Annotated in this window: 13 protein-coding genes and 1 pseudogene; 13 read left to right on the forward strand and 1 reads right to left on the reverse strand. The window is 56.3% G+C overall.

What is annotated here, in order from left to right:
* The first annotated feature begins 153 nt into the window (after positions 1 to 153).
* The 3 genes from NDI65_RS21740 to xseA all read left to right on the forward strand — a co-directional run bounded on the left by NDI65_RS21740 (position 154) and on the right by xseA (position 7602).
* Positions 154 to 3081, forward strand: coding sequence for an Eco57I restriction-modification methylase domain-containing protein (locus tag NDI65_RS21740; protein WP_310894383.1), 2928 nt, complete (start codon positions 154 to 156; stop codon positions 3079 to 3081).
* On the forward strand, positions 3071 to 6433 hold the full coding sequence (locus NDI65_RS21745) for a helicase-related protein (protein WP_310894384.1): 3363 nt from the start codon (positions 3071 to 3073) through the stop codon (positions 6431 to 6433). Before NDI65_RS21740 ends, NDI65_RS21745 begins: the two co-directional genes overlap by 11 nt.
* A gap of 122 nt (positions 6434 to 6555) precedes the next feature.
* Positions 6556 to 7602 carry an exodeoxyribonuclease VII large subunit gene (gene xseA, locus NDI65_RS21750; protein ID WP_310894385.1) on the forward strand — a complete coding sequence of 349 codons (1047 nt, stop codon included), beginning with the start codon at positions 6556 to 6558 and terminating at the stop codon, positions 7600 to 7602.
* Between the two features lie 55 nt (positions 7603 to 7657).
* On the opposite strand, the gene NDI65_RS21755 is transcribed toward xseA, so the two are convergent.
* Positions 7658 to 8938 (reverse strand): transposase, encoded by a 1281-nt coding sequence (locus tag NDI65_RS21755; protein ID WP_310894386.1) that lies wholly within the window; start codon positions 8936 to 8938, stop codon positions 7658 to 7660.
* 138 nt (positions 8939 to 9076) lie between these two features.
* Here NDI65_RS21755 and NDI65_RS21760 point away from each other — a divergent pair, with 138 nt between their 5' ends.
* From NDI65_RS21760 to NDI65_RS21805, 10 genes and pseudogenes are all read left to right on the forward strand, one after another.
* Positions 9077 to 9259 carry an exodeoxyribonuclease VII small subunit gene (locus NDI65_RS21760; protein ID WP_310894387.1) on the forward strand — a complete coding sequence of 61 codons (183 nt, stop codon included), beginning with the start codon at positions 9077 to 9079 and terminating at the stop codon, positions 9257 to 9259.
* A gap of 210 nt (positions 9260 to 9469) precedes the next feature.
* Positions 9470 to 9718 carry a hypothetical protein gene (locus NDI65_RS21765; RefSeq protein WP_089699213.1) on the forward strand — a complete coding sequence of 83 codons (249 nt, stop codon included), beginning with the start codon at positions 9470 to 9472 and terminating at the stop codon, positions 9716 to 9718.
* 6 nt (positions 9719 to 9724) lie between these two features.
* Positions 9725 to 10147 (forward strand): hypothetical protein, encoded by a 423-nt coding sequence (locus NDI65_RS21770; protein ID WP_310894388.1) that lies wholly within the window; start codon positions 9725 to 9727, stop codon positions 10145 to 10147.
* Positions 10148 to 10177: 30 nt separating this feature from the next.
* Positions 10178 to 11914, forward strand: coding sequence for a hypothetical protein (locus tag NDI65_RS21775; RefSeq protein ID WP_310894389.1), 1737 nt, complete (start codon positions 10178 to 10180; stop codon positions 11912 to 11914).
* Positions 11911 to 12747 carry a hypothetical protein gene (locus NDI65_RS21780; protein WP_310894390.1) on the forward strand — a complete coding sequence of 279 codons (837 nt, stop codon included), beginning with the start codon at positions 11911 to 11913 and terminating at the stop codon, positions 12745 to 12747. Before NDI65_RS21775 ends, NDI65_RS21780 begins: the two co-directional genes overlap by 4 nt.
* Positions 12748 to 12749: 2 nt before the next feature.
* Positions 12750 to 13865, forward strand: coding sequence for a hypothetical protein (locus tag NDI65_RS21785; RefSeq protein ID WP_310894391.1), 1116 nt, complete (start codon positions 12750 to 12752; stop codon positions 13863 to 13865).
* Between the two features lie 2 nt (positions 13866 to 13867).
* Positions 13868 to 14989 carry a hypothetical protein gene (locus NDI65_RS21790; protein WP_310894392.1) on the forward strand — a complete coding sequence of 374 codons (1122 nt, stop codon included), beginning with the start codon at positions 13868 to 13870 and terminating at the stop codon, positions 14987 to 14989.
* Positions 14982 to 17189: a transferase gene (locus NDI65_RS21795; protein WP_310894393.1), complete on the forward strand. Its 2208-nt coding sequence runs from the start codon at positions 14982 to 14984 to the stop codon at positions 17187 to 17189. The genes NDI65_RS21790 and NDI65_RS21795 overlap by 8 nt, the downstream gene beginning before the upstream one ends.
* Complete coding sequence (locus tag NDI65_RS21800) at positions 17182 to 20994, forward strand: ATP-binding protein (RefSeq protein WP_310894394.1); 3813 nt, start codon at positions 17182 to 17184, stop codon at positions 20992 to 20994. Before NDI65_RS21795 ends, NDI65_RS21800 begins: the two co-directional genes overlap by 8 nt.
* Positions 20991 to 21153: pseudogene (locus tag NDI65_RS21805) on the forward strand (DNA primase); the annotation flags it as partial. The gene NDI65_RS21800 and the pseudogene NDI65_RS21805, both read left to right, overlap by 4 nt.

Below are 21153 nucleotides of genomic sequence, written 5' to 3' on the forward strand. Positions count from 1 at the left end.
CTCGTCAAGTCGGTTGACGAGGAAGTTAAGGAGCTGGTCCTCGTGGATTTCACTGTCTGCTTGCTTGGTATTAGACACACCTTCTGCAAGCAGACGTCTCAACTAACCGGCTTTGTGATGTACTGAAACTACTTCACAGTCAAGCGCTTCGGCGTGGAGCCAGCTTATCTCGACTATCTTGATGACCTCACGGTAGACTCTGGACAAGGTCGACCGAGTCTCGAAGGCGACATTGAGGATGTTTTCTCCATTCGAGAGGTCACGCGGAGCTTCTATCAAGATTTTGGCGAAATATTCCGCGAAGATCTTCAAGATGCGATTCATGGTCTGGAAAATCCGGAAGAGAACCTCAACGCTTACACGAGAACTGTCGTCAACCGGGTGTTATTCCTGCTGTTCATTGAGGAGAAAAGATGGCTTGACGGGGATGTTGACTATGTCGAGAACAAGTACGAAGAGGTGACCGAAGAGCCTGATATGCACGTCTACGACGACTTCTTTGAACCGTTGTTCTTCGAGGCACTCTCAGAGGAAGGGACGACAGAGTCCGGCACCCTCGGCCGGATTCCCTTCCTCAACGGGGGGCTCTTTGAGCGAAAGGACATAGAGAAGAATGTTGAAATAGACGAGATATTCTTCGATAAGCTCCTCAGCCCAGAGGAGAACGACTCTGGTAACCCAGAGGGACTCCTCCGACGATACAAGATCTCTCTGCGCGAGTCGAATCCAAGCGAGCAGGAGCTCGTTGTTGATCCGGAGTTCATCGGGCGCATCTTTGAGATGTTTATGCAGAAGGACGACCGCGCCGATCTGGGTGCATTCTACACACCGAAGCCGATCACCTCCTATATGACAAAAAATGCCCTCAAGCAGCACTTGCTGGGGCAGACGGACATCACGAATGAGGAGGCGGTATCACTGGTTACTGATCACACTACACCTGATTCCCTCTCTGACAGCCAGATTGAGGCCATTCACAACGCACTCCGCTCCGCGACCGTGTTAGACCCAGCAGTAGGTAGTGGTGCGTTCATTATCGCTATGCTAGAGGAGCTCGTCGCGGTATCAGAGGCGCTGGACTCCTACCGTGGCGACGACCGAAGTCGATTCCAACTTAAGAAGGAATTCATTGCCGACACGCTCTACGGTGTTGACATTGATGCTGCTGGCATCGAAATGTGTAAATTCCGAGTTTGGCTCCACCTGATGCAGGATCTCAAGCATGTTAGCCACGAGGAGTTCCTTGAGGCCAACGAGAAGTTCGCCCTGCCAAACCTTGGATTCAAATTCTTTGTCGGGAATAGCCTCGTCGGCGAATACGACCCGACACGTGTGGACGTTAGTTCCTACCAGGAGACGCTCACTGGCGGACTGAACAGCACCCTAAATAAGATTCACCAGACTCGAAAAGAGTTCCAGACTGCGCATGGCGATAATAAAGACCGACTCAGCGAACAACTGGAAAAGCTCACGACGGAACTAGAAGCTCAATTAGCTGTGAAAGAAAAGGGGGGCTGGATGGCTGAAGCTGCAGAAGCAGCAGAATCTAGCTTTACTTGGACTACGAATATCCCGGAGGTGATTCTGGACGGTGGCTTTGATATCGTCATTGGAAACCCCCCGTACGAGGGCCAAGAAGGAGCAGAATACAAAAGCGAGCTCGGAGATTTCTATTCGAAAAAAGAAGGGTTCAGGTACTACTCTAAAACAGATCTGTTCCAGTTCTTCGTCCACCGCGGATACGAACTCGCCAATAGTGAGGGAGTCTTCACATACATAATGTCGGACACCTTCTTCACCCAAATAAACAAAACTGACGTTCGATCCACTCTACTTGACGAGTTGGACGAACTGACTCGGGTGAACCCGGATGCCTTCGATGCATCCGTGGAGACGGCGATATTCTCACTGAGTAAGTCCAGCAACAAACCGAACGAAGTACGACTCAATGATAGCTATGATGTCGATATTAAGTCGTATCCACAATTGTTGACTCCGATTGACTACGATGAATCGTACTCTGTCTCAATAGGCGATGTATCATATGAGACCAAGAGATCAAATCTAGGGGAGCACACCATCTATCAGTTGAATAGGGAACTCTATAGAAAGTCGATAAATAACTCATTCTTCACACCAACAGAGCTTAACACCGAGATATTCGGAGAATTCATCGCGCCGTTTAATTCAGTCTACGACCGCTGGCAAAAGGAGATCGCAGATGTATCGAACCTTGAAAACAGTCTACCAGAGGTAGAATCCCTGATACAAGAAACAAGTCCCGGAGAAATTCTTCCATTCGGCCTGCTGACCGTTGGTGGGCAGGGCATCTCAATGAGAACGAATAAGGACTTCATCCACGTGTTGGAAGGGACAAAAAAGGCCAAACGAATCGAGGAGGAAGATACCTATAGCCGGAGTAAACTCTACAAGACCGTCAAAGAAGAGAAGGTCATACACGATGCCAGTCAGCTCTCTGAGGAAGAGAAGTTGCATGGCATTCCTAATGATGCTGACCGGACCTTCGTGAAGGTAACACGGGAAAGCAAAAGTCGGGATCTCTATTTCTGTCCGACTGACGAGTTCGTAGACTGGTCGCGCGATAACGTCGATAAGCTCAAGGATCAAGGCGTTCCCCGGAACGACCAGTACTACCTGAATCAGGGAATCGCAACGAAGCAGGGAGGTGGGGTCAGAAATCTGGAGTGTCGGATGATTGAGCCATCTGTATTTACGAATACAAATCTTGTTTTCTTCAGTATCGACGAGGAAAAAGCTGATCTGAAGTATATGATGGCCATCCTCAACTCCACTTTCTCCGGATATATCGCTAAGAATTTCCTCAATCGGATCGGGCTATCGACACGGGACGTGCGTCGGCTACCGATCAAAATCCCGGACGACGACGAGAAGGAGAAGATTGTCGGATTGGTGGAAGATGCGATTCAGATCCAGAAAAAGCGACCCGACGTTTTAGACGACCCTGATATGGACGCTATCGAGGAGATAGATCGAGAACTCGACGAGGCGGTCGCGGAACTTTATGGGGTTGACTTGGAGAGGCTCGAAAATGGGATCTGACGAAGGAGGCAATCGGGACTGGTCCGACTACTCTGACGTCCTTGACAACCGCGAGTATGATGTCGCCGAACGAGCGAATGCGCTGGCACCTGAAGCCGAGACCGTCCGCATAGCCGTCGGTTACTTCTATCTCGGCGGTTTCGATCTCCTGAAGGAAAATCTCCGAAGGGCTGAGCGCGTCGAAATTCTAATCGGGACCGATACTGACCAGCGCACCATCGATGAACTCGAACGTGGATTCGCCGACGACCTAGATGAGTACGACCGTAGTGAGGCCCAAGAGGGGATCAATCGACTTTACGAACTCATTCAGCAGGACAAGGTGGATGTACGAGTGTACGACGACAGTCGATTCCATCCGAAGCTCTATCTCTTCGAACACCCGGCGGGTTCCCCGGACCTTGGCCGGGCGATTATCGGCTCCTCGAACCTCTCTGCCAGCGGCCTCCGTGGGAACGTCGAACTGAACGTCGAAAAGAAGGACAACAACACTATTCGGTATCTTGGTGAGTGGTTTGAGGACATCTGGGAGGAGGCCAGCGAATTCGATAAGGACCTGATGTCCGCCGAGATCGAGAAGTCGCAGTTTGGAGACGACTTGCCGGACTCCTCCACGGAAGAAGAAACATCGGTCGCCGAGGTGGAAACGATTTCACCATACGAAGCGACGAAGCGGTTCATTGTTGAGCAATTTTCCCGAGATGTCCGAGAAGGCACTCTACTTCAGGACATCACTGGCGATTACGAAGAGCAACTCACAGCGTTCCAGCAGGACGCGTTCAGGGCAGCTCGTCGCCCCCTCGAAAAATACAATGGAGTCGTTCTAGCGGACAGCGTGGGGCTCGGCAAGTCATACATAGGTGCTCCTCTTGTTCAGGACTACACGAGTTCCCGAGATGATGTTCTCATTATCGCTCCCAAACGGCTGGAGCGGATGTGGATGCAGGACCTTCTTGATGCGAACACCGGCGAATTCCCGACAACTGCTGAGAAGACGTTTATGAGTTTCAATAAACTCTCTCGTCTATCTGAAAAGGAGATCCAACGGCTGCGTGGAGTTGATCTGATTCTCGTCGACGAAGCCCACAATCTTCGGAATACTGGAACACAGCGCTACGATAAACTCCAGTCAATCGGTCGGATGGGCAAGAAGTTCGTGATGCTCACTGCGACACCGATCCACAACTCCGTCCGAGACGTGGACAATTTGATAAAGGTGTTTGCCGACGACGACGACTTTGACATTGAGCTTCAGGGCTTGTCACCGAGTGAGATTTTCAAACAGTACGACCGCCTCTCCAGCGAGGAAGACAAGTCTACGAGCACCCAGAGTCGTATTTCGAAGCTTGAGAAGCTTATTGAGTCGATTATGCGGGAAGTGATTATATCGAGGGACCGGAAGTACATTCTCGAAAATTATGAGGACATCACCATCGGAGATCGGGCCATTAGCGTCCCTGATCGAATGCCCCGTCTCGTCACACCCGATGATCCTCGTCTCGACGAACTCTATAGTGATATCGTCGAGACAGTCATCGGCTCAGACGACTCCGAGAACTCCGGATTGAACATCCCCTATGTTAGTGCTGATCGGTATGACGCTGACGGAGACGAAGAAGAGGAACTAATCATTGAGTACCAGAATGCGAGCATTCTGATGCTCATCAATCTCCTCAAACGTCTTGAGAGTAGCCTTGCCGCGTTCGAGAACTCCGTTGAACGGCTTATGGAACGAGAGCGCATCACACGTCACATCGCTACTGGTGACCTGGATGATGCGCAAAACCGGAGTGACGCCGTCGAACAGATACGGGATACATTCGAGGACGATTTCGCCAAAGATGTTGACTTTGAGGATGTCGCAGAAGCCCTCAATAGAGTTAGCCCATCGAAAAGGGACGAGATCGTAGCAGACATTGACGAAGACCTTCGAGAATTGGATCGAATAAAACGGCAAGCCCAGAATGCACTTCAAACTAAAGAAGACGGTCGCACCAAAGACGCGAAGGCGGAACGCCTGCGTGGGTTAATTGATCGAGAGCTATCTGACGAGAAGGTTCTCATATTCAGCCAGTACGTACCCACGATCACGCACCTCTTTGAGCAACTAACTGGAGAGAATCCAGCACACACCAACGTTGCTACGCTCGGTCAAGATCCGAGTAATCCTACCGTCGGATTTGTCCACGGGGGAAGTGGGTACGATGAGAGAATTGTTGAGCGATTTGCTCCGGAAGCCCAAGAAGCCGATGTGACCCCCGGTGAAGAGATTGACATACTGTTTGCGACCGACGTACTAGGGGTCGGGCAGAATCTTCAGGATGCACGAGTTCTCGTGAACTACGATCTCCACTGGAACCCGATGAAGATGGAGCAGAGAATTGGGCGTCTTGACCGCATCACTACGCGGCATGATGAACTGTGGATCTACAACTTTGCTCCGACAGGTGACCTACGGAAGCAGCTCGGGCTCGTCGAGCGGATTCAAGAGAAAATCGAGGATATCGCCAACACGTTCGGTCATGCCGCTCCCATCCTGGACACTGCTGAAGAACAAGTACACAAGACGCTCATCACCTACGAAAGACTGGAAGAGGGCGGCGCAGAGTTTGGGGACGAACGGTTGGAGGGTATTGGATCGAAGTACGACGATCTCAGGAACGTCGTTCGAGCGTTCTGTGAGGAGAATGAGGTCGATATTGAGGAGCTTCAGGAAACCTACGATGCGGTCGCAAACAGGTCTGAACCGCAGTATTTCGTCTCCCCTGGCGAAGATGGATACGTCTCACTCGCACACCTTGAACACAGTAGTGGACGCACTGAATGGCGAACCACTATCTTCGATTCGGATCGAGTACAAAGCACCACAATTGGGGGGCAAACGGTCTTCACCCAATTCCCACGGCTGGAGACTGATGAAGTTCGAGTATTCGAAACCATTTCCTCCCCTGATACCACCCGCCACGCGATTCCAGAGGATGATTTTGAGGAGTTAAAATCCTTCGTAGGCGAACTGTGTACGCCGAGCACGTGGCAAAACGACATATTGAGCCGGCAGAGCGGCGATAGTGACGTCGTCATCGACATCAAACAGTTATGCCGGCAGATCGCGGACAGCGACGAGGACGTAAGCGGAGAAGCTGAGGAGATCCTCGAACTCTTGGATGATCACGAAATGAGCGACTGGGCAGAGGGGCAGTTGCGAACCATACATCGAAGACGTCGTAGATATGGGACGAACGGTACGATTCGGAGACTACACCATAAACTCACAGAGGAGATTGAGCTGGTTGACCCAGAAACCGTTACCGAAGCAGATGTCGCACTTGCCGGACAGTTAGAAAATCCGTAAGGTGTTGTGGATGGTTATTGAGGGTCATTTTACGGAGTTCCAGATGTCTTCTGTGGAATCCTGATTATTGAGGTGGCGGGGAAGCAATTTTATTCGCAGGATGAGGACTGTTTGTCAGTTAGATGGAGAACTCGCCAGATGAGCGGTCTGAGACGTTATCACAGACTGACGAGGTTCTCTCCGTTCAGCAGCTCAATCAGCGTATCTCAGACGTCGTAGATACATCCGAACCGCTCCAGGATGTCCGCTGTTATGGTGAGGTCACGAATCTCGGGGGGAGCAACGCAGCCCTCTATTTCACCCTCACTGACGGAACGCACGAATTGCCGTGTATGCTCTGGCGGAGCCGCTATCGGAACATGGACATCGACCTCGAGGATGGCCTCGAAGTCATCGTTCACGGTGACATCGATTACTGGGTCGAAGGTGGGAAACTCGACATCAAGCCGTGGCGGATCACAGTCGTCGGGGAAGGTGAGCAGGCCGCCGCCCTCGAGCGTCTCACATCTGAGATCGAACAGCGCGGATGGTTCGATGATGAGCACAAGAAAGACCCACCGAGATTTCCTGACCGAGTCGGCGTCGTCACTTCCCTCCAGGGCGATGCCCGATACGACATTCAGGACTCGGTCCACAGTCGAAACTCTACGATTGACCTCGTAATCAAGGATGCGAGCGTCCAGGGGCCGAACGCGCCGACGTCACTCGCAAACGGAATCCACTATCTTGACCGCAACCAGGATGTCGATTCCATCATCGTGGGTCGAGGCGGCGGAAGCGACACCGACTTGATGGCGTTCAACCACGAGTCCGTCGCGGAAGCCATCTTCACGTCTAACACCCCGGTTGTCGCCGCGGTCGGTCACGCAGAAGACCGGACGATAGCAGGACGCGTTGCGGATCGAAACGCGATCACGCCGACTGACGCCGGTGAGTACGTTACTGCGGACGTGGAGCAGTTTCTCTCTGGAGAAGTCGACGGGCTAGAGCAAGAATTGGAAGCCGCCTACGAGTCGTTCAAGCGGGAGTTCGAACACGAAAGAGAACTGGAGCAAGTCGCTGCGGAGGCGGGTAGGCCAACGGGGATGAGCCCAGCCTACTACAAGGCAATCATCGCGGTCCTCGTCGTGCTCCTGCTGATCGTGCTCGGATTGTGGCTGTTCACTTGACATCCTCCTTGTCCTGAAAGACGAGGATTCCCGACCACCGTTGGGATATTGTGGTTTACGACGTTGCCTGTTCTCGCGGTGCGAAGCATCCGCTCTCTTGGTCGAAAAGGTACGTCGATGGCTGTGCCAACCAGCCGTTACTCCTATCCACCGATAGACTCGGTGAACTCGGAGATACTTTCTGTCGAATATTCTCAGCACCGTTCACGTCTGCGTTTGCCGTTGTGCCACACTCATCACACACGTACAGCCCGCGCTCAACTCGATTTGCTTTGCGCTTCCGACCACAACATGAACAAGAAGCGGACGTATCACGCTCAGACACCTGCTTGACAGCGATGCTTTCGGCTTCAGCTTTGTAGGTAAGCAGTTCGGTAAAGCGATCGAACGCCCACGAATGCAAGGTGAGGTTCCCGTGTGGACCCCAGTGTTTCGGCCCACCGTTTCCGGTATCGAGACGGATGCCAGAAAGATCCCCTACAACGATGGTTCCGACTTTCTCGTCGAGACACCGTTGCACGATATGTTTCGAGAGGGTATGGAGATAATGAGTGCGGCGAGCCGACTTCTTCTGGTTCCAACGGTTGGCCTTTGCGGAGTCTGAGTCGTTACACTTGGCAATCCGTTTGCTGAAGTAGTAGTCGTCCTGCTTCAAGCAATTCAACGGATATAGCTCGGCGTGACCACTCTCGTAGGCGAGGGCAGCGAAGTTGCTGATGCCGAGGTCAATACCCACGGTCTTCTCACCAGGAACTTCTGACACTTCGATCTCGACTTTGCACACGAAGTGCAGTTCCCACTCATCGTCTGCCCAGACGATTCGCACTTGTTGGACGCTTTCGACGGTAGAGAGGTCAATATCTGGACGGATCTGATACTCACAGAGTATGAAGTCCGACCAGTAATCCTTCAGGTTCGCCCCTTTCGAGAGGCGAACGCGGTTGTATTTAGTGTCTAACTTGAAGCCTTTCTGCTTGAACGTGACCGTTGAACGCGGGTGCAAATCATTGTGCTTGCGGTATTTTGGCGGGTTTGCTTTCTTGTCTCCGTTGCGCTGTTTGCCGTACCAGCCATTGAACGCCTCAGCGAGTTCTTGGAGGACTCGTTGACTTGACTGAGAATGTAGGTCATCGTAGCGTTCGTGCGACTTGAGGTAGGCGGTGAGTTCGTTGTGACCGGGGATGTGGCCGATTTCAGACCACACACGGTCACAGACCCATCGTCCGACGTTCCAGAGTTTCGACGCAGCAAACCCGAGGGCGTCAAGGTCATCCTGCACCTGCGGCTTGTTTCTGATGGCAGCCGTGTAGGTACGAGTGACAACCTTATTCGCCATACGTAACCTATGTCGATAAAGTTACTTGAAGTTGTGGATTTGAACGAAGAGACTAGCGACCCTATCCACCGTAGTCGCTCCAGGATGTTGTCGGATTCACCCTTGGACTAAAGGAAGTAGGGTACTCACCGACTCTCCATGGCTAAAGATACAGAGATCTCGGAAAACGTCGAGCGAATCAACACCCTCATCGAGCAGCTGGAATCCGGTGACCATTCGAAGTCCACTGGAGAGGAACTCTTTCAGGAGGGACAGGGTCGGCTTGCGAAGCTCCGCGAACTCCTCAACGATGGGGATGGCGAGATCATCGAGCTGGACTGACGGACCTGCTCTGGATGACTTAACCAACGCGAGGCGGCACTCCGCCAATCTTGTTGGTTAAGACGTGTCCGATGCTGTCCCTCAGCCAAGACCTCCCGATCTATTTCTAGATTAGTAACACTCGCAATATCCAGAAAGTATTTATTTCTCATCCAAATACTCGGTCAATATGTACCACGACTCCGTTGGTGCATACCCATACTCGCACGTATGATAACCCGGTCAGTCACCATCGAAGACATCGATGACCTGTACCTGATGTGGAACGACCACATCAACGCCTCCGCCCTCTATCGCCGCGCTCTCCGGGAGGAAATGGAAGTCCGCGATGTCGACCCCGACGACCTCCGCACCCTCCTCGAACGGGCCCGCGAGCAGGGCTACACGAAAGAAGAAATCGCCGACGAGACCAACCGGTACGCCGATCTGAAGGCACTCGTCGAAGACGCAGAGGAATAACCCGCTATGACACAGGACAGTACAACCTCCGAGACATCTGAGAATCGTACTGACAATCAGTCCACGATAGTGAGCAAGGTCCCCAGACAAGCCGTTCTCACCGTCGCACTATTGACCCTGTTCGCTGTCCAACCCGCCGCAGCGCAGACCAGCGCGGTCTGTAGTGCGGATAACCTCCCCAGCATGATTGAGGGGTTCTTCCAGCTCACCACTGGACTCGGCATCGTCGGCCTTGCAGTAGTCTGGCAGGCTGACTCCCTCATCGAGATGTTCACCCTCAATCCTGAGCAGAAGAAGGGACTCAAGCGCCACAAGCGCTCTGCGATGAAGTCTGCCGTCGTCCTCGTCGTCCTCGGCCCGCTGTACACGGTTGCCGGGTCGATGATGGGCCTCCCGCTGGCGCAGTGTGTTGACCTCGTCCCCTGGTAAGCCACTCCACCACCCCGTCGCGAGCCCCCCATGGAACAACGAGAGCTCTCCGTGCTCATGGCCGTCCTGTTCGTGACGAGTCTAGTCACGGGTATCGTCACGGCAAGCCCACCACGGCCGGGTACGGAAGGAAATGGGCTCTCTGAGAACGAATCTGCGACCCTCTGGTCTCGCGACGCGGATAACTACATCAGTCAAGAGGAGTACCGCCAGCGCTACGGTGACGAGCGGACCGCCATCCACCAGCTCGCGAATGGCACGGATATCACGTTCAAGCGGCCGCCCGCGACTGCCGCAACCTGGACCCGAAACGATTTCGAGGATCTCGACGCCGGCGACTCGGATACGTCCGTTCACCCGCCCCACGCGTCGCTCGAAGATGGCGTGTTCATCGCGGATGCCCACGCGACCGTATTCGCGGTTCAGCCGTCGACGCGGGGCCACCTCGAGTCCGGCGAAACCCCGCTCTACATCGCACCAAATGGGACAATGCGCGGGTTCGTCGATTACCGCGTCCGTGTTCCAAACGGGAGTTCCTCGGGGAACAGGACTGTCGAGTGGTCGCTTACGAACCACGAGATCGAGGAAGTTCGGCTGCAGAAAGACGGGGAAACCATCGCGAGGACCGATGGGTCGCACACGCCGGCCATAGACTACCAAATCGACGACGACTGGAGTGCAACCCTCACGCTTGAGGCAGAGATCCACGTCCGGTTGAAGAAGACGATACAGACTGGCGTGGGGAACAGCACCGACGTCGACGTAGTCTACCGAGAGGAGACGCGAAACGTCTCGGACTCGATCGACGTCGAGATCTACGACCTCTCTGCGTACCCCTACTACGCCGAGTACCCCAACGGCGATGCTGGCGTTGCCATCTTCCAGTCTCGGCCGTGGCAAGGCTACACGCTCACTGACAAGGAGAACGCGAGCGTGCGCGGTGTCTGGCGGTTCTACACCGCCCGCAACACCAACTGGGACACCCTCGTCAAGTCGAACCGAACCGACAGCGTCGAAGTCGAATCCGATGCGATCCCCGTGTACGTCCACGCGTATCCGTCCCGAATCGGACCGCGTGCAGAACCCGTTCGCGACGGCCCGGAAATCATCGACACCTGGGGCACGGAACGTCCCTCTCCGCTGGGGACCATCGGCGAGAACGTCAACATCGAGGTCGTCAACCAGTCCTACGAGACGACGTACGGTGTCGCCGTCCGTGCCGAGAACGTCGACAGAGAGGCACTCCACGTCGCGGGCATCGTCCGCAGTGTGAACGCGTCGATCGTCGAGCCCGACGCCGGTTCCGAGCGGCAGCTTCGCCGCAGTAACCTCACGGTGGAGGTTCTTCAACAAAACCAGTCACAAGCGACACTCCGGATCGAACTGCGTGACAACCAGACTGGCGCACCGATCGTCCTCAACGACAGCGCCCGCCGGTATCCCATCGGGGGTAGCCCACGTGATGGCTACATCACCATCGCCAACCGGGAGGTCGAGACCAACGTCTCTGGCGTAGCCATCGTGACGATTACTGAACCCGGCATCTACACCGCCCGATATCATCCGGGATCGTGGCTCGGACACAACCCAGCCTACGTGAGTGATACGTCGACCGCCAGGTGGCATCCACTCGGAACCATCGACGGCTGGTTCGCGTTCATCTTCGAGGTCGGCTGGCAGTTCATCCCCTTCTTCGTGATGTTCTACGCAGGACGCCGTCTGCTCCGAATGCTCGGCCCAGAAGATATCTTCCAACGAGATCCATGACCAGAAACCATCCACACATCAGTCGACGAAACGCCCTCCGAACAGTTGCAGGCGCGGCGCTTGCGAGCGTGGCTGGCTGTCTGAACGACGGTGGAAGCTCCGGAACTCCAAGTGACGGGACAGCCGCCACAGACAGTCAGGGGCCGCTCACGCGAGTCGCCGTCGAGGGAACGACGCTTGTCGTCGAGCTCTCGGCAGAAGCCGATGTCGACCAGGTCAACCTCATCCAGCCGAATGGTGAACTGTTCGGAAAGCGTGACGTGGCTGCGGGAGCCCAGCAGGTCTCGTTCGAGATCGGAACTGCATACGAGCCCGGTGAGTACCGCGTGGTCGCACTAAAAGGGGAGGAGACTGTCGTCGAGAGTACCGAAGAGATCAGGCCACAGATCGAGATTCGAGAAATCGGGCTGTATCGAAACAATCCAGACAAACCTTGGGATGAGGTCTATGGAGAGAGTCAAACTGATAGAAAAAAGAACGGAGAGGCATTCGTTACAGTAGAGAACACGGGCAGTGGTCCAGATGCTGTCGTGGAGTTACAATTTACTGGGGACGTCCCCAATCCAATTGAGAATCCCAGGGAAGGTGGGCTGTATGAGACTGAGCGAGTAGTAATTCCGCCTGGCGAGACAATCGACTTGTTCAGTAGCTCGTTCCCGTTCGGTACAGAAACAGCGGACGGGATGGGCTGCTCACCAGATGGCAATAGCGGTCAATTCACTGTAGCTGTTGAAACACAGGTTAGCGGCGATCAGGTCTCAAAAACCTACGAAGCCCAATACTCTGGTTCTGACGATATGACTGATTGCGAGGTTACAATCACGGAGTCCTGACTATGGTTGATCTGATTGACGTCGTACTGGAAGGTGCCAAGGCCGTCGTCGATTGGTTTACCGGTCTGTTCATGGACGGACTCAGATCGGGGTACGAGACATTGACGGAGGCGATGTTCGGGACACCTACTCCAAACACGGACGGGGCATTTGTCTTCGGAGATCCGACGAACGCACCTTGGCCAGCAATTCAAGATGCTCTTGTCGGTGGAGAGATCATGCTCATTTCTCTTCTACTTCTCGTGATGAGTGTTCAAGGGCGGCACACGGTTCGAATCTTCAATGTCGGAAGTGCCTACGAAGCCCGAAAAACGAAGAAAACTGCATGGGTCGGTGCCTTCCTTATCATAACCTGGTACTGGGTTGGGTCTCTGACTCTCTACCTCGTCGACGGGTTCACTATTGCACTGATGCCCGAGCTCTCCTCGGTCACAGAGGCGATGCTTGGATATTTGGAAGTATCAATTACAAACCCCGGATTGGCACTGTTGTTTGCCTTTGTTGGTGGTATCTCGATGTGGGCATTGGAAGCACTATTCTACATCCGAGAGATTCTCATCTATGTTTACTTGTACGGAATGCCCGTTGCCTTCGCTCTCGCCTATGGAAATATTCCAATAGTCTCTGATATCGCTCTAGGATTCAGTAAGCGGTTTGTCCCACTCACGGTTCTCCCACTACCTGCCGCAATAATCCTCAAAGGCTACGACCTGATTTACGCTGGGGAAACGCTGACTCCTGGAACGAAGTTCCTCAAATATCTGGTCGCTGCATCACTCCCGCTAATCGCGCTTTACGTGACCTGGAAGACGTTCAGATACGCAACTCCACTAACTGCCAAGGTCGTAGGTGGCGCGACGAAGGGTGCAGCTCTTATCGGCGGTGTCGCAGCCGGTGCCTATGTCGGCGGTACTGGTGTTGCGACAACTGCAGCACGATGGGGGCCAAAAGCGGCCGCTGGCCACGCTGTCGCTCAGAAAGCTGCTGCTCGAGGAGGTCACAATAGCGGGGACAGCAGCTCTCCAGCATACCGCCGAACTGAGAACGATCCGAGCGGAGCAACGGCAGAGGCATCGAGTGCTGATCGTGGAATGGAGTTCGATCGAGGAATCCACTAACAATGTCGATGGATCAAGACGCAGCCGCACGGCGCATCATGGACCAGTTCGGCGAAGAGAGTCGCATCCCCTACCTCAACATCGAGGAGGGAGACGTCGGCGTGCTCATCGCCTTCCCGATTATTGGGCTGTTCGTCGCTGGTCTCACCGGAATCGAATCACTTGCCCTCCCGTTCGTCGCAGGAGGATTCGGGTTTGGCGTTGCCGTTATCTACGTCTCTCCCGACCACCTGAACGCGTGGACGTGGACGAAGGACGTCCATCGCTACGCCAAGCGTCCGCGAGTCACGTTCAGTGCTCCAGAAGAACCCGAGAGTACCACGAACGAGACAGAGCGAAACGAGGGCGGGCTCGCGAACTACACGCCGTTCAAACCGGACGAGCGAACGCAGGACCTCACGAACGTCAAGCGGGCGTGGCCCGGTGCTGGAGCAATTCAACGGACAGACGGCACGATGGAAGCGTTCATCGAGATCGACCCGGGGAACATGGATTTCGCTATGTCCGACGACTGGGCACAGCTCCAGGAGGCCGGGGAAGAGTTCGCCAACAAGGAACTCGACTCGAAGCTCAAGCTCCACGCGACAACCCGGTCATTTCCGGTGGAACAAATCACCGAGACGATCGAGGAGCGGCTCAACGACGAGGACGTCACGCAGAACCCGATCTTCCGGGAACTCCTCGAAGAGTATCGTGAGACGCGTCCCAAGGAGATGCGTGACCGAGGTATCCAGCAGGTCCGCTACTACATCGGTGTCGAGGTCACGCCGCTCGAAGTCTACGACAGATACCGAGACGAAGGGACACCTGCCGAGAAACTGACGCAGTTCCCCGTCATCGGGTTCCTGTTCAACCCGTTCGTGACCCGCCGTGAGGATCTGACGGATGTCGAGCGTCGGGCACAGATGTTCGAGAAGCTCGACAGCCGCGTCAACGACGTTCGCGCCGAGTTCATCCAGCAGGCCTCTGGCTGGTCTGCTCGTCGGCTCAGTACGGTCGAACTGTTCGTCCTGAACATGGACTTCTGGAACGGGAGAGAGCACGACTACGACGAAGCAGAGCGTGTTGTTCGCGAGCAACCGATTATCGGCCACTCGCGCCGGGAGGATGAGACCAATGCGTAACGTCGTCCTGCAGGCGGGTGGCGGGCCCCTCACCCAGCTCACAGAGTGGCTGCTGAACCCAACGTCGCCCGAAGGTGCGGCGATTTACCTCCTGTTGGTTGTGGTCCTCGGAGTCGTCGGGAAACTCCTCTGGGACCGCCACACCGCCGACGACGAACCCGAAGTCGACTTCTCTGACGTCCTCGACGAGGAGACGCTCGAAGAGGGGCAGGCAGAGGGACAACTCCTCGACGACATCTCCGAGTCCCACAAGACGGTGACCGCGCCGGCAGCCATCGAATGGGAGACACGAGCTGCACGTGTTGGCGAGCAGTGGACGACGACGCTGTACATCGTTGACTACGCCGACTATCCGAACGACGGCTATCTGAGCGATCTCTTCGAGTTGACCGACGTCGAGTTCGACCTCACAGCGCACATCACCCCGAAGAACCAGCAGCGAGCGCGGAACGAACTGCAGGACATCGCTGACGACCTCCAGGTTGACGCGGATCTGGAACAGAGTGTCCGCAGTGCGTACCTCCAAGAGCGAGCGAACGAAGCCGCTGCGACGTACAAGGCCGTCGAGAGTGGGGCGAACGTCTTCGACCAGGGGATGTTCGTTACGGTTCGCGCCGACGACAAGGACGACCTCAGGGACTCAGTCCAGAAGGTCAAGAGTGCGCTCCGCGACGACCCAGCAAACCTCACGCCGAAGACTGCGATCTGTCGGCAGGACCTCGCACTACAGTCGGCTGCACCCATCGGAGACAACGTATTCGGGCGCGAGTCAATCGCCCTCGGTGGGGCCGTCGGCGCACTCCTCTCGTCGCCGCATAACGCGACCATCCTCGAAGAGGGCGGGGTCGAGTTCGGCATCCACAAAGACAACCAGAGCCCGGTCGTCATCGACCCGTTCGCCCGTGACAACGGGTATGCGATGTTCACCGTCGGCGATACCGGGTCTGGGAAATCGTTCGGCTCGAAACAAAACTTCATCCGCTCTATCGAGCAGAGCAAGGACCGCATCGGCATCATCCTCGAACCGCTCAACAACTGGGCAGGCGTCTCCGAAGCACTCGGAGCGAAACGCATCACCGTCGGTGGGACGCTCGGGCTGAATCCCCTTGAGATTCGCCAGACGCCCGACCACGTCCAGCGAGCGATGGGCGAGGACGCGAGCCCGTTCAACGAGAAGCTCGACGACGCCATGAGCTTCCTGACGAACTTCTTCGCACTGCGCGGTATCTCACTCGGTGACCGCCGGACCACGCTCGAACTCGGCCTCAAACGCGCCTACAAGCGCAACGACATCACCGACGATATCTCGACGCACAGCAACCCCAGTCCGACCATCCGAGACATGATGGACGTCTTCGAGGACATGGTCGATGACCCCGAGTCGTTCGTGGTTCGGTCCGACGAGGAGGCCGGGAAGATCCGCGAAGACGCGACGTGGCTTCTCGACCAGCTTCGCCCCTTCGAGGAAGAGGGTCGCCACGCTAATCTCGGGAAGTCCTCGGAGTTCGACATCCGTGACGAGAAGGTGATCTACCTCGACCTTGCACAACAGGAGGGCAGCGTCGACAGCAGCACGGCGCTAACGATGCAGTTGCTCATCTCGCTCGTGTACGAGCGGGCGAAAGAGACTGACAAGGAGGTCGTGTTCGTCATCGACGAGGCGCGCTACATCATGCAGGACGCCGCGAGTCTGGCGTTTCTCGAGACGGTGTTCCGCCATCACCGCCACCACGACCTCTCGATTCGGCTCGTCACGCAGACCGTCGACGAGTTCTTCGAGCACGCCGAATCCGAAGCCATTCTCGATCAGTGTGCCGTCAAGCAGTTCCATCGCCTGGACGGGATGGACGACCAGTGGGCCGACGAGTTCGGGCTGAACTACGCCCAGATGCGCTACGTGCAGGATGCGGTCCCCGGGAACGAGGACGCAGGCTTCTCCGAGGCGCTCGTCGGCGTCGACGGCGAGTGGCGCGGCATCAAGGTCGAGGCGATGCCCAAGGAGAAGCAAGTCATCGATTTCGACCCGACGACTCAGACGCGGGAATCACTCCCCGGCGCTGGCGAGGAGGCAGTCGATACGGACGTACAGCAGTTCCGTGAGGAGTTGGAACAGCAGGCCACGAACGGACAGTCGAAAGAAGCCGAACCCGCCTCTGCGAAACCTGATGGCGGGGCGATGGAGGGGGAAGAGGATGCGTGAATATCTCCGAGTCACGCCGACATCCGAGGAGCTTGAGCCCGAGGGAATCCCTCGAGTCCTCGAAAGCCTGCACAAACTGACGACGGCAGAGTCGACGGGACTCGCGCAGAAGCTGAACCCACTCCACAGTAAGACACCGCCCCGGTTCGAGTTTCTCGCACTGAGTGAGGGAGCGGACGACCCTGTCGAGTTCTTCTACGGTGTCGACGAACATCGCGATACACTGGAAAAACGGCTCCGTTCGATCTACCCCGAGACGTTCGACATCGAGCGTGTCGACGTCGACGTCGCCGCTCGGCTCATCCAACCAGTCGAATTCACACGAGCTGAGTTCATCGAACACTACGAAGCGGGGCATCTGCAGTACGAATTCAGCCCCGACGAGCAGTACGAACTCGACAGCGAGGACCGTGACCAAGACCAAGCGGCGGCGACTGAAGCCTCACCGTTTGCAGATGGTGGTGCCAGACTCGATGCGTCTCCTGGTCACTTCGTCGAGGTCGGTGAGACGGCCCTCAAGCTCGCACCACCGAGCGCAATCCCGGACGAGAGGCCACTGACGACGCTCGAAAAGCCAACCGAAACTGCGGAGAGAACGATTTTCGCTCGGCCCACCATCGACGCCGTCTCGCCAGTTGGCGTGCGCTGGTCCGGTTCAGCCACCCGGAAGAAAGACTGGATGACGTCGTTGACGCCCTTCGCCACTGGCGATGGCGACGACGGGTTAGTGGCTGTCGACCAGCCCGGTGCGACACTGGCGTCACTAGTGGACCACCTGATGGAGGCAGCCTCACCCGTGGCGCTTCAGGTCGTGTTCCAGCGACGGGCGAGCTGGCAGTCCGACGCAGAGGTCAGAAAAGAGGATCTCGTCGACGGCAGGGACACCTTCTTCCAGGAGGTAGTGGGCTCTTTCCTCGAGGTCGAAGACCAGCGGAGCGATCACGACGAGAAACAGCTCAGCGAGTCAGTCGCCAAGCGCATCGAGTACATCGACGCGAAGAACCCCAAGCGGTCGTACACTGCCAACATCAGGGCAGTCGGTGTTCCGACCGACGACGAATCGCACGACGAACTCGCGGCCCAGATGAACTCACTTCGGCCCGTGTTCGACCCGGTTGACGGCCCCTATTACGAAGTCGAGGGAGAACGACTCCGTGCTGGTGGCTTCCGAGAAAAGACGAAGGAGAAGAACGCCCGGACTGCCCTCCGGCGGCTACTTGACCGAGAGATTACGACCGGGAGAGGCAAGACCCGGCCTGATTTCGTCCTCAGTGGAACGGAACTCGCGAATTTCGTCTTGGTTCCTTCCTCCAAGCAACTCACAGTAGAAGGGACACGCGGAACCCGCGCTGAACAGCAAAGCCGAAACCCGCTTCCGTGGCCTAATCCGGACCTGATTCAGCAGTTTCAGGAAGGGATGGCGATTGGGTATGCGCTCGATGAGAACGGAGCCCCCCAACCGGACCCGATTCGGATTCCGCCCAAGCTCCTGACGACGCACTACGGCCGGTTCGCATCGACAGGCGGCGGGAAATCGAAGGCAATCATCAACGACGCACTGTCCCTCCGTGAGACGACCGGCGGCCCCGTCGTGGTCGTCGATCCGAAAGGCGACGGAATGTGTGCCAACTACCTTCGCTGTCACTACGAACGCTTCAACGGGTTGGACGACGTCTACCAGTTCCGTGTCCCGGAGACTGTCCCCGCGTTCTCCTTCTTCGACATCCGGCCTGCGCTCGAAGCCGGGCGAAACCGCGAGGACGCCATTCAGGACAAGGTCGACCACTTCCACGACATCCTGCGGATGATCATGGGCCGCGAGCAGTACGGGCAGGCGTTCGTCGCGAATGAGATCCTCAGCTACCTCATCAAGGCCCTCTTCGACGAAGAGTACGGGAGCGACGTTTTCGGCCTGGACGACCTCTTCGCGGCAGCCCTCCGGATGCAGCGAGAGCGGACTGTTCCGCCAGTTTCGGCGGCCAACAGGAACGTCGAGGAGTCGCTCACACGGCACTTTGCGAAGGACGACCACCGGTTTCAGGTGTCGATGGACGCCGTCGGAAACCGACTCGATAAGCTCAGAGAGGACGCACACCTGCGACGGATCTTCAGCCACGTTCCGGAGCAGGACGAGACCGGAGAGTACGTCGACAACCGATTCGACTTCCGCGAGTTCCTCGACGAAGATGCCACGATTCTGTTCGACTTGGGAGACCTCCGTCCGGAGGCACAGCGAGCGATCACACTCCTCCTGTTGAGTAACCTCTGGGACGCAGTGCAGGTGCGTCGACGTGACGGGAACACGGATTACGAGAACCTCACGAACCTCATCATCGAGGAGGCGGCCCCCGTCGCATCAACGAAACTCGTTTCCGAGCAGTTGCTTCCACAGGGTCGGTCGTTCGGTCTGAGCATGGGACTGGTGATGCAGTTCCCCGGGCAGGTTCGAAATCGGAGCGAACGCGCCTACGACGAGGTCCTCAACAACATCAAGACGAAGCTCATCGGGAACATCTCCATCGAGCGCGACCTCGCAGAGTCGCTCGCCCACGAAGACCTGAGCCCGACCGACCTCAGAAATCGGATCAACACACTCCCCAGCGGAGAGTGGATCGCCCAACTCCCGAGTCCGTCATTCGGGGAGACAGGTCCGGCCCCGTTCTCGGTGAAGCCACTCCCGATAGCAGCCGGCCATCCAGAGAGCGACGAGCCGCTCTCTGTCGAACAGGAGGACCACTTCGAGACCGTGGCCCTCCCACGGCTTTCGGAGCGAACACAGGCCCAGTATGGGCTTGCAGAGACTACCGAATCGGAGACAGCCGAAGACGAGGGCTGGGGAAGTAGACCGAACGACGAAGGTTCGACATCCGCAGACTCGACTAGTCCTACGGACTCGACGCAGTCGTCGTTCATCGGACAGGCAACCAGTGGTTCGGCGGCCGATGAAGAGAAGAAAGAGAAAAACGCGGACACCACCTCGCTATTTGGAGATTCCGGGGCAACTGAGCTGGAAGAACCAGTCAGTGAAGAAGCGGAGACAACTGTCGAAGAGAATGGGTCGTCACCAGTACAGGCAGGTGGTGTAACCGTTCCAGATGACGAACTCCAGCGGCGCGGACTCACGCACGACGACGTCCGATTCTTGACCCGCATCCTCGACGTGATGAATGGTGACGCACCAAATCACAGACTCTTGGATTCAATGAGTTCGTTCAAGAGCGACTTTGAGGATCTGGATGTGCAACGGCTCGTCGAGCAAGACCTACTGGAGGAAGGGCGAGCGTGCGGTCGGAAGTACTACACCGTCCTCCCGGCAGGGCGTGAACTCCTCGGGCAGAAGCTCAAGGTCGGTCCTGGTCAGGGGGACATCGGTGAGAAGACGCCGCACAAGGTCGGTGTGAAGCTGCTCGAACTGTGGTTAGACTCCCGCGACGACGTCGCACAGGTCGAGCCGTATTACGAGTACGATGAAGAAACGGTGTTCGACGTTGTCGGTCTCGATGCTGACGGGGAACTCGTGTGGGTCGGTGAAGCCGAACTCGCGAGTAACAACAAACACGCGTCGGTCGACGACTACGACAAGCAGAGCACGGTAGACGCGAAGGCTGTCTGGGCGTTCAACAGACGCGAGACGGCCGTCGAGGTGTTGGACCGTCTCGCAGAGGCCGACCGGATAGAAAGCAGCGTGAGCGGGCGTGCAGCCCGCTCGTTCTCGGGCATTCGAGAGGCCGTTGAATCGTTCGATGCAGCTGGGCTGACGACGATTCGGAGCTTCAACAAGCTCGATCAGGAGTTCAACACATGACGTGGCGTCACGCAACCCGCGAGGAGATTTACAGGTACTACACGGAGGAGTTCCCCTCGTACGTCGACGAACTCCCGTCGTTTATCACCGCGAAGGGGCCGAAACAGTACGCACTCGCGTTTCAGGAGTCCCACCCGGTACGGAAAGACGGAGTCCCAG

Origin of the sequence: Haloferax sp. S2CR25, from assembly GCF_031624535.1 — an archaeon.
In the GTDB taxonomy this organism is placed as follows: domain Archaea; phylum Halobacteriota; class Halobacteria; order Halobacteriales; family Haloferacaceae; genus Haloferax; species Haloferax massiliensis.

What these genes read in the sequence shown, in the direction of transcription:
- NDI65_RS21745 (WP_310894384.1), top strand. Translation starts at nt 3,071, where the DNA reads ATGGGATCTGACGAAGGAGGCAATCGGGACTGGTCCGACTACTCTGAC.
- NDI65_RS21760 (WP_310894387.1), top strand. Translation starts at nt 9,077, where the DNA reads ATGGCTAAAGATACAGAGATCTCGGAAAACGTCGAGCGAATCAACACC.
- NDI65_RS21765 (WP_089699213.1), top strand. Translation starts at nt 9,470, where the DNA reads ATGATAACCCGGTCAGTCACCATCGAAGACATCGATGACCTGTACCTG.
- NDI65_RS21785 (WP_310894391.1), top strand. Translation starts at nt 12,750, where the DNA reads ATGGTTGATCTGATTGACGTCGTACTGGAAGGTGCCAAGGCCGTCGTC.
- NDI65_RS21770 (WP_310894388.1), top strand. Translation starts at nt 9,725, where the DNA reads ATGACACAGGACAGTACAACCTCCGAGACATCTGAGAATCGTACTGAC.
- NDI65_RS21800 (WP_310894394.1), top strand. Translation starts at nt 17,182, where the DNA reads ATGCGTGAATATCTCCGAGTCACGCCGACATCCGAGGAGCTTGAGCCC.
- NDI65_RS21775 (WP_310894389.1), top strand. Translation starts at nt 10,178, where the DNA reads ATGGAACAACGAGAGCTCTCCGTGCTCATGGCCGTCCTGTTCGTGACG.
- NDI65_RS21790 (WP_310894392.1), top strand. Translation starts at nt 13,868, where the DNA reads ATGTCGATGGATCAAGACGCAGCCGCACGGCGCATCATGGACCAGTTC.
- NDI65_RS21795 (WP_310894393.1), top strand. Translation starts at nt 14,982, where the DNA reads ATGCGTAACGTCGTCCTGCAGGCGGGTGGCGGGCCCCTCACCCAGCTC.
- NDI65_RS21755 (WP_310894386.1), bottom strand. Translation starts at nt 8,938, where the DNA reads ATGGCGAATAAGGTTGTCACTCGTACCTACACGGCTGCCATCAGAAAC.
- NDI65_RS21780 (WP_310894390.1), top strand. Translation starts at nt 11,911, where the DNA reads ATGACCAGAAACCATCCACACATCAGTCGACGAAACGCCCTCCGAACA.
- xseA (WP_310894385.1), top strand. Translation starts at nt 6,556, where the DNA reads ATGGAGAACTCGCCAGATGAGCGGTCTGAGACGTTATCACAGACTGAC.